At 66.7% G+C, this 15,521-nt stretch carries 13 protein-coding genes; 8 read left to right on the forward strand and 5 right to left on the reverse strand.

All coding sequences use genetic code 11. The annotated features are described in order from the left end of the window. The first annotated feature begins 84 nt into the window (after positions 1 to 84). Positions 85 to 2,508 (forward strand): TonB-dependent siderophore receptor, encoded by a 2,424-nt coding sequence (locus ACO6D5_RS00405; RefSeq protein ID WP_485824302.1) that lies wholly within the window; start codon positions 85 to 87, stop codon positions 2,506 to 2,508. A gap of 4 nt (positions 2,509 to 2,512) precedes the next feature. Here the strand turns inward: ACO6D5_RS00405 and norR are convergent, their stop codons facing one another. Further along, entirely contained in the window at positions 2,513 to 4,042 is a 1,530-nt protein-coding gene (gene norR / locus ACO6D5_RS00410) for a nitric oxide reductase transcriptional regulator NorR (protein ID WP_485824303.1), read from the reverse strand. A gap of 152 nt (positions 4,043 to 4,194) precedes the next feature. On the opposite strand from norR, the gene ytfE reads away from it, so the two are divergent. Continuing rightward, the gene (gene ytfE, locus ACO6D5_RS00415) at positions 4,195 to 4,866 is read left to right on the forward strand and encodes an iron-sulfur cluster repair protein YtfE (protein ID WP_485824304.1); all 672 of its coding nucleotides are present in this window, start codon (positions 4,195 to 4,197) and stop codon (positions 4,864 to 4,866) included. A 24-nt stretch (positions 4,867 to 4,890) separates the two neighbouring features. Here ytfE and ACO6D5_RS00420 read toward each other — a convergent pair whose 3' ends face one another. Continuing rightward, on the reverse strand, positions 4,891 to 5,199 hold the full coding sequence (locus ACO6D5_RS00420; RefSeq protein ID WP_315526661.1) for a DUF1272 domain-containing protein: 309 nt from the start codon (positions 5,197 to 5,199) through the stop codon (positions 4,891 to 4,893). Positions 5,200 to 5,365: 166 nt separating this feature from the next. Between ACO6D5_RS00420 and ACO6D5_RS00425 the strand changes: the two genes are divergently transcribed. Then, the gene (locus ACO6D5_RS00425; protein WP_485824305.1) at positions 5,366 to 6,283 is read left to right on the forward strand and encodes a DUF808 domain-containing protein; all 918 of its coding nucleotides are present in this window, start codon (positions 5,366 to 5,368) and stop codon (positions 6,281 to 6,283) included. Positions 6,284 to 6,325: 42 nt separating this feature from the next. Here ACO6D5_RS00425 and ACO6D5_RS00430 read toward each other — a convergent pair whose 3' ends face one another. The 3 genes from ACO6D5_RS00430 to ACO6D5_RS00440 all read right to left on the reverse strand — a co-directional run bounded on the left by ACO6D5_RS00430 (position 6,326) and on the right by ACO6D5_RS00440 (position 10,435). After that, the gene (locus ACO6D5_RS00430) at positions 6,326 to 8,809 is read right to left on the reverse strand and encodes a TonB-dependent siderophore receptor (protein ID WP_485824306.1); all 2,484 of its coding nucleotides are present in this window, start codon (positions 8,807 to 8,809) and stop codon (positions 6,326 to 6,328) included. Positions 8,810 to 8,915: 106 nt separating this feature from the next. Next, on the reverse strand, positions 8,916 to 9,920 hold the full coding sequence (locus tag ACO6D5_RS00435; protein ID WP_485824307.1) for a FecR domain-containing protein: 1,005 nt from the start codon (positions 9,918 to 9,920) through the stop codon (positions 8,916 to 8,918). Then, positions 9,899 to 10,435, reverse strand: a complete 537-nt coding sequence (locus ACO6D5_RS00440) for a sigma-70 family RNA polymerase sigma factor (protein ID WP_315526665.1) — start codon at positions 10,433 to 10,435, stop codon at positions 9,899 to 9,901. Before ACO6D5_RS00440 ends, ACO6D5_RS00435 begins: the two co-directional genes overlap by 22 nt. Positions 10,436 to 10,645: 210 nt before the next feature. Between ACO6D5_RS00440 and ACO6D5_RS00445 the strand changes: the two genes are divergently transcribed. From ACO6D5_RS00445 to ACO6D5_RS00465, 5 genes are all read left to right on the forward strand, one after another. Further along, positions 10,646 to 11,515, forward strand: coding sequence for an alpha/beta hydrolase family protein (locus tag ACO6D5_RS00445; RefSeq protein WP_485824308.1), 870 nt, complete (start codon positions 10,646 to 10,648; stop codon positions 11,513 to 11,515). Between the two features lie 58 nt (positions 11,516 to 11,573). Further along, positions 11,574 to 12,518 (forward strand): ABC transporter permease, encoded by a 945-nt coding sequence (locus ACO6D5_RS00450; protein ID WP_006223711.1) that lies wholly within the window; start codon positions 11,574 to 11,576, stop codon positions 12,516 to 12,518. Beyond that, positions 12,515 to 13,336, forward strand: coding sequence for an ABC transporter permease (locus ACO6D5_RS00455; RefSeq protein WP_006223712.1), 822 nt, complete (start codon positions 12,515 to 12,517; stop codon positions 13,334 to 13,336). Before ACO6D5_RS00450 ends, ACO6D5_RS00455 begins: the two co-directional genes overlap by 4 nt. Further along, entirely contained in the window at positions 13,333 to 14,988 is a 1,656-nt protein-coding gene (locus ACO6D5_RS00460; RefSeq protein ID WP_485824309.1) for an ABC transporter ATP-binding protein, read from the forward strand. The genes ACO6D5_RS00455 and ACO6D5_RS00460 overlap by 4 nt, the downstream gene beginning before the upstream one ends. A gap of 169 nt (positions 14,989 to 15,157) precedes the next feature. Further along, a partial coding sequence (locus ACO6D5_RS00465; protein ID WP_485824310.1) for a GntR family transcriptional regulator occupies positions 15,158 to 15,521 on the forward strand: 364 nt, incomplete at its 3' end.

A 15,521-nucleotide genomic window follows, 5' to 3' on the forward strand; every position in this document is an offset into this window, starting at 1 on the left:
TAATTTTTCTTCTCGACACGTTCGGGTTTTGCCGGCTGGCGCGTCTTCCCCTGTGAAGATCCACTTCTAGACTGGGGAAAGTCCATGGCGCAACGCCATTTCCATTGCCGGCTGACCGCTGGCCGTTACGCAATCCTGTGCGCGCTGTCGGTGGGCGCGTTGGCGGCCCAGGCTGTCGCGCCGTCCGCCGCCTATGCGCAAAGCGCCGCCGCGCAGACCTTTGATCTGCCCGCCGGCAGCCTGGCGGATTCGCTGGTGGCGCTGGGCCGGCAGGCGCAGGTGCAAGTGCTGTTCAGCCCGAGCTCGGTGGCGGGGTTGAACGCGCCTGCCGTCTCGGGCCAACTGACGCCGCAGGCGGCATTGAACCGATTGCTGGCGCAAAGCGGACTGGTCGCCGTGCCCAGCGGCTCGGGCTTTGTCGTGCGCTCGCCTGCGAGCGAATCGGCGACGGACGCGACCACCTTGGCGCCGGTCACGGTCACGGGCCGGGATCTGGCCACGACCGAAGGCACCGGGTCCTACACGGCGGCTGCCGTCACCTTGGGCAAGGGCGCGCAAAGCGTCCGCGAGATCCCGCAATCGGTGTCGGTGGTGACGCGCCAGTTGCTGGACGATCAGAACCTGGTGAACCTGGACGACGCCATGCGCACCGTCACAGGCATTACCGTGGAAGCGGGCAGCATCGGCGGCAACCACGGCAACTTCTATTCGCGCGGCTATGCGCTGGACACGATCCAGGTCGATGGCGTGAACACGCCTGCCAGCACCGGCAACGACCTGTCGGCAGGATTCGGCCTGGCCATCTACGACCGCATCGAAGTGCTGCGCGGCCCCTCGGGCCTGTACCAGGGAGCGGGCGATCCCGGCGGCACGGTCAATCTGGTGCGCAAGCGCGCGCAGAAAGAGTTCGCTTTCAGCGGACAGGTCATGACCGGCTCGTGGGACCGCTACTACACCGAAGCCGACATCACTGGTCCGCTGGACACCGATGGCCGGTTGCGCGGCCGTCTGGTGGCGTCCTATGACGACCGCCGCTCGTTCGTGGACGGCGTCTATACGAAGAAGCCGCTGTTCTACGGCACATTGGGATTCGACCTGACGCCGGACACCACGCTGACGGCGGGCGCGACCTATCAGCAGTACAAGGGCCGTCCGTTCTTCGGCCTGCCCGGCTACACCGACGGCCAGTTGCTGGACGTGCGCCGCTCGACCAACCTGGATCCCAGCTGGAACCACATCACCGAAGAAGTCACCGAGTACTTCGCGGACGTGGAGCACCGCTTGTCCAATGGCGGCCGCATCAAGGTCAGCGGCATCTACCGCGAGCAGGACGAGCCCAGCCGCGAGTTCGGCTGGTCGGATTGCGCGGTGGACCCGATCACGGGCGACACCTGCCTGGTCAGCTGGAAGTACCGCAGCCACTGGAAGACCTACGGTCTGGACGCCTTCGTGGCGACGCCCTTCGAGGCCTTTGGCCGCAAGCACGAACTGACGGTGGGCGCCGACTACCGCAATGTCCGCAAAAACTTCCAGTACGGCGGCGGTGACAACGCCGACATCAACCTCTACCACCCGGACAACAACGTCCCGAAGCCCGACTACGACTACACCAACGGCAACGATGGCAAGACGGAGCAGTTCGGGTTGTATGCGCGCGCCAACTTGCGCGTGACGGACGCGGTGTCCGTCATCGCGGGCAGCCGCCTGACCTGGTGGGAAAACCGGACCCAGAACCGCAACGCCTACTTCAACCAGTTCACCGACACCAAGAGCAACATCAACGGCAAGTTCACGCCGTACCTGGGCCTGGTGGTGGACCTGAACGAGCAGTTGTCGGCCTACGCCAGCTACACCAGCATCTTCACGCCGCAAACCACCACCGACGTGAACGGCCAGTTGCTGGACCCGCGCACGGGCAAGCAGGTCGAGATCGGCCTGAAAGGCGAATTCCTGGACAAGCGCGTCAACGGCCATATGGCGCTGTTCCGCATGGAAGACGAGAACCGCGCCATGACGGACCCCGACAATCCGCTGTTCTCGATGGCTGCGGGCAAGATGCGCAGCCAGGGCTTTGAAGCCGAAATCAGCGGCAGCCCGGCGCCAGGCTGGGACATCACGGCGGGTTATGCCTACACCACGACGAAGACCCTGAAGGGCACGGACGAGCAGAAGTCGCAGCAGTACGCCTTCATCACGCCGCGCCATACCTTCAACCTGTGGACCAAGTATTCGTTCGCCACCGGTGCGCTGGAAGGGCTGTCGTTGGGCGCGGGCCTGCGCAGCGTCAGCAGCATGTACCGGTTGAACGGGCCGGTGAAGTTCGAGCAGCGCCCGTACACCACAGTGTCCGCGCAGGCGGGCTACCGCTACAACAAGCATCTGGAAACGACCCTGACCGTGAACAACGTGTTCGACAAGGTCTACTATCAGCGCGTGTGGGCGGCCTATGGATCGAACTACTACGGCGAGCCGCGTAGCGTGATGTTGAACGTGCGCGCGACGTATTGAGGGCTTAGGACTTCAGCCCCAGGCGCCTGGCGAGCTTGTGCAGGTTGCTGGGGTCCACGTCCAGCGCGCGCGCGGCATGGGCCCAGTTGCCGTCGTGCACCTGCAGCGCCCGGCGAATCGCCTGGCGCTGGCAGGCGTCCACCGTGTCGCGCAATGACGGCAGGCCGGCGGCCGGCCCGTCATCGGACGCCAGCGCGTCCGTGACGGGCGCCGGCGAGTTGTTGTCCGAGACGTCCAGCAGGCTCGTCTCCAGCGTGACGATGTCGTTGCGGTTGGCGCCGTGGCTGACCGCCTTGATGGCGGCCCGGCTGATCACGTGTTCCAGTTCCCGCACGTTGCCGGGCCAGGAATAGCGGCGCAGCATCTCTTCGGCGTCTTCGGACAGCCGCAGGCTGCGCAGGCCCAGCCGCGCGCGGTTCAGTTCCAGGTAGCGGCCGGCCAGCAGCAGCACGTCGTTGCCGCGTTCACGCAGCGGCGGGATGGGAACGGGGTAGACCGACAGGCGGTGATAGAGGTCGGCGCGGAAATCGCCCGCTTGCACCCGGTCGCTCAGGCTGCGGTTGGTGGCCGCCACGATGCGCACGTCCACGGTGCGCGGGCGGTCATCGCCCAAACGCTGGATTTCGCCGTTCTGCAGCGCGCGCAGCAGCTTGGCTTGCACCAGCAGCGGCAGTTCGCCCACTTCATCCAGAAACAGCGTGCCGCCGTTGGCCGCTTCGAAACGCCCGGGCCGGTCGGTGACCGCACCGGAGAATGCGCCCTTGGCGTGGCCGAATAATTCGCTTTCCGCCAGCGACTCCGGCAGGGCGGCGCAGTTCACGTGCACCAGCGGCTTGCCGCTGCGGCGCGACAGGCGGTGCACGCGATGCGCGAACAACTCCTTGCCAACGCCGGTTTCGCCCAGCAGCAGGACCGGCAAATCGGAATCGGCCACCACTTCGATTTCGTGCAGCAGACGGGCGATGGCGGGGCTGTTGCCCAGGATTTCGTGGCGATCCAACGCCACGTTGTCGGCGGGGGCGGGGCCGCGAGCCTCGCGCAAGGCGCGGATCTCGGTTTCCAGGCGCGTGGTGCGCAGGGCAGCTTCGACCAGCACGATGGCGTCGCGCAGTTCCGATTGGGCTTGCCCGTCGAAGGTGCCAACGTCCAGCGCATCCAGCGTCAGCACGCCCCAGGGCTTGCCTTCGACGTGCAGGGTGGTGCCCATGCAGTCGTGCACCGGCAGCGGCTTGCCGGGCATGCCGTTGATCAGGCCGTCATAGGGATCGGGAAGCGTGCTGTCATGGTGGAAACACGTGACGCCGCGCCGGGCCAGGATGGCGGCCAGGCGCGGGTGCTGGTGCACGGCAAAGCGCCGGCCCAGCGCGTCCTGGGTCAGGCCGTCCACGGCGATGGGGCGCAGATGGTCTTCTTCTTGTTGAAGCAACGCCACCGCGCCACAGTGAAAGTGCGCGCGCAGGCTGGAGACCAGCCGGTGCAGGCGGATGGCCGGCGGCAGATCGGCTACCAGGTCGGCTAGCAAGAGGCTATGCATGGGGTGAATTTTACCGTTCAAGGGTGATTGAAACCCCAGCCAGCGACGGTGCTATCTACCCTGTATTTCGCAGGTGATTGATTTAAAGCAAGATTTTCCTGGCACGCTTTTCGCTTCTATCCCGTACCCGTCAAGATCACTGGAGAGACGCGATGAGCATGGTTGAGCAATCCCTGGGCCAATTGGCCCGCAGCATTCCGGGCGCCACGCAGGTGTTCCACGAATACGACCTGGATTTTTGCTGTGGCGGCAAGAAAAGCCTGGGCGAGGCGGCCGCCCAACGGTCGCTGGACCCGGCGCAGATCGAGGCTCGCCTGGTCGCGCTGTCCAGCAACCCGCCCCGGGAAACGGATTGGGGACTGGCCTCGGCCGCCGAACTGATCGACCACATTCTGGCCCGCTATCACGACGTGCACCGTCAACAGTTGCCCGAACTGATCCGGCTGGCCTTGAAGGTCGAGCAGGTGCATGCCGACAGCCCGGAGTGCCCGGCCGGGCTGGCCGACCACCTGCGCACGATGCAGCAGGAACTGGAAAGCCATATGCAGAAAGAAGAGCAGGTGCTGTTTCCCATGCTGGCCCGTGGCCATGGCGCGATGGCGACCATGCCGATCATGGGGATGCGCATGGAGCACGATGACCACGGCGTGGCGCTGGAACGCCTGCTGGCGCTGACGCACAACCTGACGTTGCCGCGCGCCGCGTGCAACACCTGGCGCGCGCTATACCTGGGCATCGGCACGTTCAAGGAAGACCTGATGGCGCATATCCATCTGGAAAACAACATCCTGTTCGACGACGCCGCGGCGACAGCGCGCAACTGAGTGGCGTGCGGCCCCAGGCGCCGCCTAGCGATCCTGGGGCGGCACGGCGTCCAGGCTGCGTCGCAGCGCCTCGTGCGCGGCCAGATCCACCGGGCGGTGCTTGCGTTCAGCGCTGGCGGGGTACTTGCCCAGGTAGTTGCCTCCCTTGCGGTCGCGGGCCGGGCGGATGGGGCGCGGGGTGAAGCCGCCACCGCAATTGGGGCAGACGTTGCCCAGCAGCGTGTCCACGCAGTCTGCGCAGAACGTGCATTCAAAACTGCAGATGCGGGCCAGGCTGGAGGCCGGGGGCAAGGCGGTGTCGCAGTGTTCGCAGGTGGGGCGCAGGGCAAGCATCGGGCGTCCTTGGCAAGAGGAGGGGAAGCGGCAAGGGTAGCGCCGGGGCGGCGGTTGCGCCAAGCCCGATCCCGACACAAAAGGAATGAAAACGGCCATTCGTGTTGCAGCCGGGCGGCACTTGCCGCCTGTACACTCGGATCACCTTAGGCTCAGGGGATGCTTGATGGCCGGCAGCAGTTTCTTCGCATTGTTCGACGATATCGCCACGATTCTGGACGACGTCTCCGTCATGACCAAAGTGGCGGCCAAGAAGACGGCCGGCGTGCTGGGCGACGACCTGGCACTGAACGCGCAGCAAGTGACCGGCGTGCCGGTCAACCGGGAGTTGCCCGTCGTCTGGGCGGTGGCCCGGGGTTCCTTCATCAATAAGCTGATCCTGGTGCCGTCGGCGCTTCTGATCAGCGCCTTCGCGCCCTGGGCGGTGACGCCCCTGCTGATGCTGGGCGGCGCGTTCCTCTGCTTCGAAGGCGTGGAAAAGCTGGCCCACAAATTCATGCCGCATGGAGCGTCCGCCGAAGGCAACCATGCCGCGCGCGCCGAAGCCCTGCAGGACGCGTCCGTGGACATGGTGGCGTTTGAGCGTGACAAGATCAAAGGGGCGGTGCGCACCGATTTCATTCTGTCCGCCGAGATCATCGTCATCAGCCTGGGCGCGGTGGCGGATGCCGACTTCACGCGCCAGGTGCTGGTGTTGTCGATCATCGCCATCGCGATGACGGTAGGCGTCTATGGCCTGGTGGCGGGCATCGTCAAGCTGGACGACCTGGGCCTGTATCTGAGCCGGAAGCGGTCGCAGGCCGTGGCCTGGCTGGGCAAGCGCATTGTGGGCGCGGCGCCCTACCTGATGAAGACCTTGTCGGTCGTGGGCACCGCGGCCATGTTCATGGTGGGCGGCGCCATCCTGACTCATGGCATTGCGCCCGTGTCTGCCGCCGTGGAGCAGGCCGCCGCCGCGGTGGGCGGGGGCGGCGTGGTCCATGCGCTGACCGCCACCTTGCTCAATGCCTTGTTCGGTATCGCGGCCGGGGCGGTGGTGCTGGGCGTGGTCAGCGTCGTCAAACGGCTGTTCAAGAAGGGCTGAATGCCGCGCGCCGCGTAGGCGCGCAGCCCTCCGGCGGACGCCTTAGAAGCGGTATTTCATCGTCAGCATCGCGTTGCGCGGATCGCCGTAGAAGCCGCCGAAGCCGGTCGAGTAGTACTTCTTGTCCAGCAGGTTGTTGACGTTCAGCGTGGCCGACAGGTGGCGATTGAAGTCGTAGCGCGCCATCAGGCCGACCAGCGCGTAGGCGTCCTGCTTGAAGGTTTCGTTGTTGGGGCCATAGTCGGCCTGGGCGATGCTGCTTTGCCAGGTGACGCCGCCGCCTACGGTCAGCGGATGCCAGGCGCCCGGCAGGCGGTACGTGGTCCAGAGCCGGAACAGGCTGTTGGGCTGCCAGGTGTCGACGCGGCGGCCGTCGCCGTCCTTCAATTGCCGGTAGCTGTAGCCGGCGATCATCTGCCAGCCAGGCTGCAATTCGCCCGAGATCTCCATTTCGAAGCCGCGCGAGGTGACTCCCTGCACCGTGCGGTACGCGTACGAGCCGCCACCGCCGCCGGTGACCCAGATATTGTCCGGGTCCATCTCGGCCAGGTTGTCCTGCTTCAGTTCGAAGACGGCCGCGCTGGCGTTGAGCGCGCCGTTGAAGAACTCGCCTTTCACGCCCAGCTCGTAGTTGTCGCCTTCCAGCGGCGGCAGGAAGCTGTTGTTGCGGTCGCGGTAGGCCTGCGGCTTGAAGATGCTGGTGTAGCTGGCGTAGACGGACCAGTTGTCGTCCAGGTCGTAGACCACGCCGGCGAACGGGGTGATCTTGCCCTTTTCGCGCAACTTGTCGCTGATGCTGGTGCCGTCGAAATAGTCGCTGTCGACATCGCGCTTCCAGTCCGTGTAGCGGCCGCCCAGGATGATCGAGAAGCGGTCGGTCGGGCGCAGGCGGGCGGTGGCATAGACGCCCAGTTCCTCTTCCCGCGTCGTGGAATTGCCGGTTTGCGTGCCGGCGTAGTCGGGCTTGGGCGAATGGCCGTTCCAGTTGAAGATATCGGGAATCGACGCGTCATAACCCGGCAGGCGCCAATTGGGGAAGGTGGCCCCGCCTTGTTCGTAGCGCGAGGCGCTGACGCCGAGCACCAGTTCATGCTTGCGGCCCAGCAACGTGAAGGGCCCCGTGGCGTACAGGTCCACCGCGGTCTGTTTGGGACGGCCATGCCAGTTGGCCAGCCACAGGCCGGCGCCGGCGCCGGTCTCCCGGTCGGGGTAGCCGTTTTGCGCATAACCCTGCAAGGCGTCGTAGTCGTTCTGGGTGTAGTTGACGATGGCCTTGGCGGTCCAGTCGTTGGCGAACGTGTGTTCCAGGCTGCCGAAGACTGAGGTCTGCTTGCGGTTGTAGTAGCTCCAGTCCGCGGCGCCGTTCATGCGGCGTGAGAAGTCGGTGACCGAGCCGTCGCTGAAGAAGGCGGGAAAGCCGCGGCTGGCGTTGTCGGTGCGGTCGTCCTGATACGTGATGCCGGCGGTCAGCAGGGTGGAATCGGTCAGGTCCGCTTCCACGATGCCGTAGAACACGTCCTTTTGCTGCTTCACGCGGCTGATGAACGAACCGTAGTCCTGATGCGCGGCGACGATGCGGCCGCGGATGCGGCCGTTGTCGACGAGCGAACCCGACAGGTCGGCCTCGGCCCGATAGCGGTCCCACGAACCGGCGCTGGCCGACACCGAACCCGAGAAATCGCGGGTGGGGCGCTTGCGCACCAGGTTGACCGCGGCGGCGGGGCTGCCGGTGCCGCTGACGAGGCCGGTCGCGCCGCGCACGACCTCCACCCGATCGTAGATGGCGGTGTCGAAGGTGATGCCTTCCAGTTGGCTCGACGTGGGGATGCCGTCGAACAGGTAGGTGTCCACGGTGAAGCCGCGTGAATAGACCTGCGTGTATTCCTGCGTGGCCGTGCTCTTGTCGACCGAGATGCCGGTGGTCTGGCCCAGCACGTCCTGGATGGTATTCAGGCCCTGGTCTTCCATCTGCTGGCGCGTGATGACGCTGACGGATTGCGGCGTTTCGCGCAGCGACAGGTTCAGCTTGGTGGCGCTGGTCGACCCGGTGTAGGACTGGGTGTCTTCCGTCTTGCCGTCACGCAGCGCGTCGGCGCTGACGGTGACTTCGGACAGGGTGGTGGCGTCGGCGGCCGCGACCGGGCGCAGCACATAGCCGTCCGCGCCCGAGGGGTGGCCGGCCAGGCCGGAGTCCTTCAACAACCGGTCCAGCCCGGCACGCGCGCCGAAATTCCCCGACAGCCCCTGCGTGCTGCGGCCCGCCACCAGCGCAGGGTCGATCGCCAGGTTGATGCCCGATTCGCCTGCGTAGCGCGACAGCGCGGGCCCAAGCGGCCCAGCCGGAATGGCATAGCTGCGCACGGCTTGCGCGGCGGGAGCCGCTTGCGCCTGGGCGGCGCTGGCGGCGCCGGTAAGCGCCAGCGCCAGCAATGCGCCGCGGACGGCGGCGGGCAGGCGCTTGGCGTGCAAGCGGGAAGCGGACGTGCGGGTCAAAGCTGGCCGTGAGCCAGGACGGCGGTGCGCCATGGGGTTCTCCGTAGATGGGCGTGTTGTGGTGTTGCTGGGGTTGTTGACACGCGAACGGAGAAAAGCGGACATGCCGGGGCAGGGGAAGTTGTAACCACGCGCTGGTTCAGGCCGATCCGCCCCTGGCCTCGACGGTGACCCAGTAGCGGGTCCGGGTCACTACGCGCACGGGCAGGGTGGCGGGCAGCAGGGACAGGATGCGGTCGGTGTCTTGCAACTGGAACCCGCCCGACAGGCGCAGGTCGGCCACGGCCGGGTCGCAGCGGACGATACCGGGCCGATAGCGCGACAGTTCGTCCAGGAAGTCCGCCAGCCGGAGGTTGTCGGCCACCAGGACGCCGCGCGCCCATTCTCCGGCGCCGGCAGGCAAGGCGGCTACGGGGTCGGCCCCGGCCTCGTCGAACCGCAAGCAGTGGCCGGCCGTCACGCGCAAGCGCTGGGCGGGGGCGTGTCGGGGGGAGATTTCCACGGCGCCGTCCAGCACCGACACGCGGCAGTCCTTTTCGGTCTGCCGGACGGTGTAGCGGGCATCCTGGGTGCGAATCGCGCCCGACTCGGTCGAGACCAGGAAGGGCCGCGCCATCGCCGGATGGGCGGGGTCGGGGGCCGTGCGCACCAGGATTTCGCCGGAGCGGAGGATCAGGCGTCTGACCGTGGCGTCGAAGGCCACGTCCATGGCACTGGCCGTGTTCATCTGCACGACGCTGCCGTCGGCCAGCCGGATCTCGCGGCGCACCCCGGTGGCGGTGCGGTATTCGGCCGCCCAGCTGGACCAGGGCGCCATGCGCCACGCGGCCCACGCGGCGGGCAGGCCGACCGCCATGCCGCCCAGCGCCGCCAGCGCCTTGCGCCGGGGCATCTTGCGGTTCAGCGCGGGGCGCGCCAGCGCGGGCGGCAGGGTGCTGAACTGGGCGTTGAACTGCTGCGCGCGCTGCCACGCGCGTTCGTTGTCCGGGCTTTGCGCGCGCCAGCGTTCCCATTCCCGGAAGGCTTCCGGGGCGGGCTCGGCGCCGGCGTGCAATCGCATCAGCCATTGCGCGGCCTGGCGCAGCGCCATCCGGTCCAGCGGGGCTTCGTGCGGACTGCCCATCACGCGGCCAGCAGCAGGCATTGCTCGAACGCCTGCGCCATGTAGCGGCGCACCGTCCGGTCGGTGATGCGCATGGCGTCGGCGATCTGCCGGTAGGTCATGCCGTCAAGCTGCGCCATCAGGAACGCGGTGCGCGCCTTGGACGGCAGCCCGTCCAGCATGGCATCGATCTGATGCAGGGTTTCCAGGATGACGAGCCGCTGCTCCGGCGAAGGCGAGGTGGGCTCGGGCATCTGCGCCAGCGCCTCCAGCCAGGCGCGTTCCAGCGATTGCCGGCGGTGGAAGTTGCACAGCACGTGGCGGGCGACAGTGGTCAGGTAGGCGCGCGGCTCTTGCAGCCGAAGCTCCTGCGCGCCCGGCTTGCGGCGCGCCTCGAGAATGCGGGTGAACGTGTCCTGTGCCAGGTCGGCGGCATCGGACGTATTGCCCAGGCGCTTGTTCAGCCAGTTTCTGAGCCATCCGTGATGGCCCGCATAGAGTGTCTGGACGACATCCACGGCAGGATCCCCCACACGCCGGGTCCTGCCCGCACGCATCTATATTGATAATGATTCCCAATTGTATATGAGCATGGCTCCTGCGGAGGTGGCGGCGAAACAACGGACCCGGCTTGCGGCCTAGGGAATCCCCTGCCTTGTTGACCGGAAACGCATGCGCCTAAAATTGGCGCCAATTTATGTGATTATTGTTCTGACCACCGGCATAGACCATGTGCCCGCCCGCGCGGCCATGGAAACGAGGAAATCATGCAGTCCAACGCAGCTCCCGCTATCCAACCCGACGCCGCCCGCGCGCGGGCCATGTACGACCTGGGCCACAGCACCGTTTTCGCGGCCCGCACCGATCCGCGCTTTTCGTATTGCATGTATGTGCCCCCGCACATCGACGCCGCCCGCCACCCGATGGAGCTGGTGGTGATCATGCACGGCACCGGCCGCGCCTTCGTGGAATACCGCGACGCGTTCGCCGAGTTCGCGCGCTGGAACGACTGCATCGTCCTGTGCCCGCTGTTCCCCGTGGGCCCGCTGGGCGACGGCAACCGCGACGGCTTCAAGCAACTGCGCGAAGGCGACATCCGTTACGACCAGATCCTGCTGGACATGGTGGCCGAAGTCGGCGAGAAGTTCGGCCGCGATTTCAAGAAGTTCGGCCTGTTCGGCTATTCGGGCGGCGGCCAGTTCGTCAACCGTTTCGCCTACCTGCACCCGGAAAGTCTGTGGGCCGTGTCGATCGGCGCGCCGGGTTCGGTCACCCTGCTGGACCCGAGCCAGGACTGGTGGGTCGGCGTGCGCGACGCCGAGGCCCGCTTCGGCAAGGGCGTCGACATCGAGGCGCTCAAGCAGGTGGCGGTCCACATGATCGTGGGCAAGGCCGACCTTGAAACCTGGGAAATCACCCATCGCGAAGGCGGCAAGTTCTTCATGCCCGGCGCCAATGACGCCGGCAAGACGCGCCCGGAACGCCTGGAGTCGCTGCGCCGGTCGTTCGAAGCCCAAGGCGTGAAAGCGGTGCTGGATGTGGTGGAAAACGTGCCTCACGACGGCTTGAAGTGCGTGGGCCAGGTGCAGGATTTCCTGGCGGACGCGCTGCGCAAGTTGCGACATGCTGACAATTGATATCGCTGGACGCGGGCGCGGTACGCCGCTGCTGCGCGTCCGGGAATAGGAGAGGGCCATGCTGCGTTTTGCGCTATCCCGAATCGTCATGGCCGTGCCCACCCTGCTGATCGTGGCAGTGGCGGTGTTCGTGATGATCCGGCTGATTCCGGGCGATCCCGCCCAACTGCTGCTGGGCGACCTGGCGACGCCGGCCGCCCTGGCGGACCTGCGTGCGCGCCTGGGGCTGGACCAGACCTGGCTGACCCAGTTCGGCATCTGGTTCGGCAACATGCTGCACGGCGATCTGGGATCGTCCATCAACACCGGCCAGCCTGTGCTGCCGCTGGTGTGGGACCGTTTCCTGATCAGCGGACGCGTCGTGCTGGTGGCGGTGCTGTTCGCCGCGCTGGTCGCCGTGCCCGCCGGGATGATCGCGGCCTGGAAGCAGAACAAGTGGCCCGACCTGTTCCTGGTCGGTTCGGCGACGCTGCTGGTGTCCATCCCGACTTTCTGGCTGGGCCTGCTGCTGCTGATCTTTTTCGGCCTGAAGCTGCAATGGCTGCCGGTGGTGGGCTATGTGTCCATCGGTGAAGACTGGAAGGCCGGCCTGCTGTACCTGGCCATGCCGATCCTGACGCTCTTCCTGCACGAGATCGGCGTGCTGATGCGCATGGCGCGCGCCAGCACGCTGGAAGTGCTGCGGCTGGACTACATCACCCATGCGCGCGCCAAGGGCCTGTCCGAATCCGCCGTGCTGATGCGCCACGCCTTTCGCAACGCCTTCGGCCCGACCTGGACGCTGATCGGCCTGGTGCTGGGCAACCTGCTGGGCGGCATCGCGGTGGTGGAAACGGTGTTCACCATTCCCGGACTGGGGCGCTTGCTGGTCGATTCGATCTTCGCGCGCGACTATCCGGTGATCCAGGGCTGCCTGCTGTTCGTGGGCGTGGTCTACGTGATCGTGAACCTGCTGATCGACCTCTGCTATCCCATCTTCGACCCGAGAGTGACCGCCGAATGAAAAAGCGAATCGCAGCTAACGCGCTCCTGGGCGGCGTGATCGTCGGGGCGATGATCGTCGCGGCGATCATGGGCGCCTTCTGGACGCCCCATGACCCGCTCAAGATCAACTTCGTCGCCCGGCTCAAGCCGCCTGGCGGCGACTTCCTGCTGGGCACCGACGAATTCGGCCGCGACGAGCTGTCGCGCCTGTTGGCGGGCGCTTCCAGCAGCGTCTGGATCAGCCTGCTGACCGTCACGTTCGCCATCGTGGCAGGCACCGCCATCGGCACCCTGACTGGCTTCGTGCGCGGTTGGACCGACCGCATCATCATGGCCTTCAACAACGCGCTGCTGGCCTTCCCGGGGCTGCTGCTGGCGTTGGGGCTGCTGGCGGTGGTGGGCGCCAACAAGTACGGCATCATCCTGGCGCTGGGCCTGGCCTACACGCCGTCGGTGACGCGCATCGTGCGGGGCACGGTGCTGTCATTGCGGGAAAAGGAGTTCATTGAATCGTCCCGGGTGCTGGGCAATTCCGAGCTCTACACCATGTTCCGGCACGTGCTGCCCAACTGCGTGGCGCCGCTAACCGTGCTGGCCACCTCCATGTTCGGCTGGGTGATCCTGGCGGAAAGCGCGCTGTCCTTCCTGGGCCTGGGCGTGCCGCCGCCTGCGCCGACCTGGGGCAACATGCTGGCCGCCGCGCGCCCGTTCATGGCGCAGGCGTCGTATCTATCCATTCTTCCCGGCCTGGCCATCGCGCTCGCGCTGCTGGGGATCAACCTGCTGGGCGACGCGGTGCGAGACCGTCTCGATCCCCGCATGAGGGGCGTGCAATGAGCGCACTGGTATCCGTATCGAACCTGACCCTGACGGTCGGGGCAGGCGGCCGCGAGATCGTCAGCGGCGTGTCCTTCGAAGTCGCGCCCGGCGAAATGGTCGGCATCGTCGGGGAGTCCGGCAGCGGCAAGACCCAGGCCGCGCGCGCCATCATGGGGCTGACGCCCGCGCCGCTGGTGGTGGCGGGCGGCGCCATCCTGTTCGAAGGCGTGGACGTGACGAAGGCCGATCCGGCCGTGTTGCGCAAGCTGCGCGGCGCGCGCATCGGCATGGTCTTCCAGGAGCCCATGACGTCGCTGAACCCGTCCATGCCGATCGGCCGCCAACTGGACGAAGGCCTGAAGCTGCACCGCAAGGACCTGTCCACGGCGCAGCGCCGTGAACGCATTCTTGAGATGCTGCGGCGCGTTGGCATCCGCGACCCCAAGGGGGCGATGGACGCCTGGCCACACGAGTTTTCGGGCGGCATGCGCCAACGCATGATGCTGGCCTCGGTGATGCTGCTGGAGCCTGCGCTGCTGATCGCCGACGAGCCCACCACCGCGCTGGACGCGGTGGTGCAGCGCGACGTGCTGGAACTGATGGTGGACTTGACGCGCGAGCATCACACGGCGGTGTTGATGATCAGCCACGATCTGCCGATGGTGGCGCGCTACACCGAGCGCATGGTGGTGATGCAGCACGGCAAGGTGCTGGAAACCGGCACGACCGCCGGCATCCTGGAGCGCCCGCAGCATCCGTACACGCGCAAGCTGCTGGACGCCATGCCGCGCCGCCTGCCGGCCCGCAAGCTGGCGCCGGAGGCGCCCATCGTCGAAGTCAAGAACCTGGTGGTGGACTACGCAGGCCATCAGCGCCTGTTCTCCCGCACGGGCGCCAAGCGCGCCTTGAATGGCATCGACCTGCACGTCCAGCCGCGCGAAGTCGTGGCGGTGGTGGGCGGATCGGGCTCGGGCAAGACGACGCTGGGCCGGGCAATCGCCGGCCTGCTGTCGCCCACGTCGGGCCAGATCCTGTTCCGCAACCAGCTGGTGAGCCGGCGTTCGCCCGCCTGGCGCGACTATCGGCTGAATTGCCAGATGGTGTTCCAGGATCCGTATTCCTCGCTGGACCCGCGCATGACCATCGGCCAACTGGTGGGCGAAGGCTTGCGCATGCTGGACGACATGCCTGCCGCGGACAAGCGCCGACGCGTGGACGAAGTGCTGGCCGAGGTGGGCCTGGGGTCCGAGTACGCCAAGCGCTTTCCCCACGAAATGTCCGGCGGCCAGCGCCAGCGCTTGGCCATTGCCCGAGCCATCGTGCGCCGGCCGGCCTTCGTGATCGCCGATGAACCGGTGTCCGCGCTGGACGTGACCGTCCGGGCGCAGGTGCTGGACCTGTTCGCCGACCTGCAGGAACGGCACGGGTTTTCGTGCCTGTTCATCAGCCACGACCTGGGCGTGGTCGAGCAGGTGGCTGACCGGGTGGTGGTGATGCGCGACGGCGGCATCGTCGAGCAAGGTTCGCGCGACGCCGTGTTCGACCGGCCGCAGGAAGACTACACGCGCAGCCTGCTGTCGGCGATTCCGGCCCTGGAATCCACCGACACCGGCGGCGTGCGCCTGCGCTGGCGGCTGGACGGCCAGGAGCCCCTGCGGGCCACCGCCTGAGGGCAGGGGGGGAACCCCCTGCTATCGCCGCAAGAAGTTATGCCTAAAATACGCGCTTGGAATTGATTGACGGGAGTGGTCCATGCCGAAAGCGGCAGCGACGCAGCCCGGCCTGGTTGACCGTATTGCCCATGATATTCAGTCGGGTGTGTATGGTCCCGGCGCCTGGTTGAAACAGATCGACCTGCAAGAACGCTATGACGCCAAGCGTCTGGACGTCCGGCGGGCGTTAGACCAATTGGCCGCCAAGCGGCTGATCGCGCACATCCCGAACCGGGGTTACCACGTGTACGCGATGGATCCGGACCAGCATCTGCAGATCCGCGACATCCGCGTCCTGCTGGAAACCGGGGCGGCCGCCGACCTGATGCCCAACGTCACGGCCGCCAAGGTCCGCGCCTTGCGCACCCTGGCCGAACGCTTCGCCAAGCTGCTGCACGACGGCACCTTGCTGGAGCAGTACGAGGTCAACCTGGCGTTCCACGCGGGGATGTACGACCTGTGCAGCAACCGTGAACTGGCCGCGCTGATCC

This window comes from Achromobacter sp. (genome assembly GCF_057314935.1).

What these genes read in the sequence shown, in the direction of transcription:
- ACO6D5_RS00430 (WP_485824306.1), bottom strand. Translation starts at nt 8,809, where the DNA reads ATGGCGCACCGCCGTCCTGGCTCACGGCCAGCTTTGACCCGCACGTCC.
- ACO6D5_RS00460 (WP_485824309.1), top strand. Translation starts at nt 13,333, where the DNA reads ATGAGCGCACTGGTATCCGTATCGAACCTGACCCTGACGGTCGGGGCA.
- ACO6D5_RS00450 (WP_006223711.1), top strand. Translation starts at nt 11,574, where the DNA reads ATGCTGCGTTTTGCGCTATCCCGAATCGTCATGGCCGTGCCCACCCTG.
- norR (WP_485824303.1), bottom strand. Translation starts at nt 4,042, where the DNA reads ATGCATAGCCTCTTGCTAGCCGACCTGGTAGCCGATCTGCCGCCGGCC.
- ACO6D5_RS00435 (WP_485824307.1), bottom strand. Translation starts at nt 9,920, where the DNA reads ATGCCTGCTGCTGGCCGCGTGATGGGCAGTCCGCACGAAGCCCCGCTG.
- ACO6D5_RS00420 (WP_315526661.1), bottom strand. Translation starts at nt 5,199, where the DNA reads ATGCTTGCCCTGCGCCCCACCTGCGAACACTGCGACACCGCCTTGCCC.
- ytfE (WP_485824304.1), top strand. Translation starts at nt 4,195, where the DNA reads ATGAGCATGGTTGAGCAATCCCTGGGCCAATTGGCCCGCAGCATTCCG.
- ACO6D5_RS00425 (WP_485824305.1), top strand. Translation starts at nt 5,366, where the DNA reads ATGGCCGGCAGCAGTTTCTTCGCATTGTTCGACGATATCGCCACGATT.
- ACO6D5_RS00455 (WP_006223712.1), top strand. Translation starts at nt 12,515, where the DNA reads ATGAAAAAGCGAATCGCAGCTAACGCGCTCCTGGGCGGCGTGATCGTC.
- ACO6D5_RS00440 (WP_315526665.1), bottom strand. Translation starts at nt 10,435, where the DNA reads ATGCGTGCGGGCAGGACCCGGCGTGTGGGGGATCCTGCCGTGGATGTC.
- ACO6D5_RS00405 (WP_485824302.1), top strand. Translation starts at nt 85, where the DNA reads ATGGCGCAACGCCATTTCCATTGCCGGCTGACCGCTGGCCGTTACGCA.
- ACO6D5_RS00445 (WP_485824308.1), top strand. Translation starts at nt 10,646, where the DNA reads ATGCAGTCCAACGCAGCTCCCGCTATCCAACCCGACGCCGCCCGCGCG.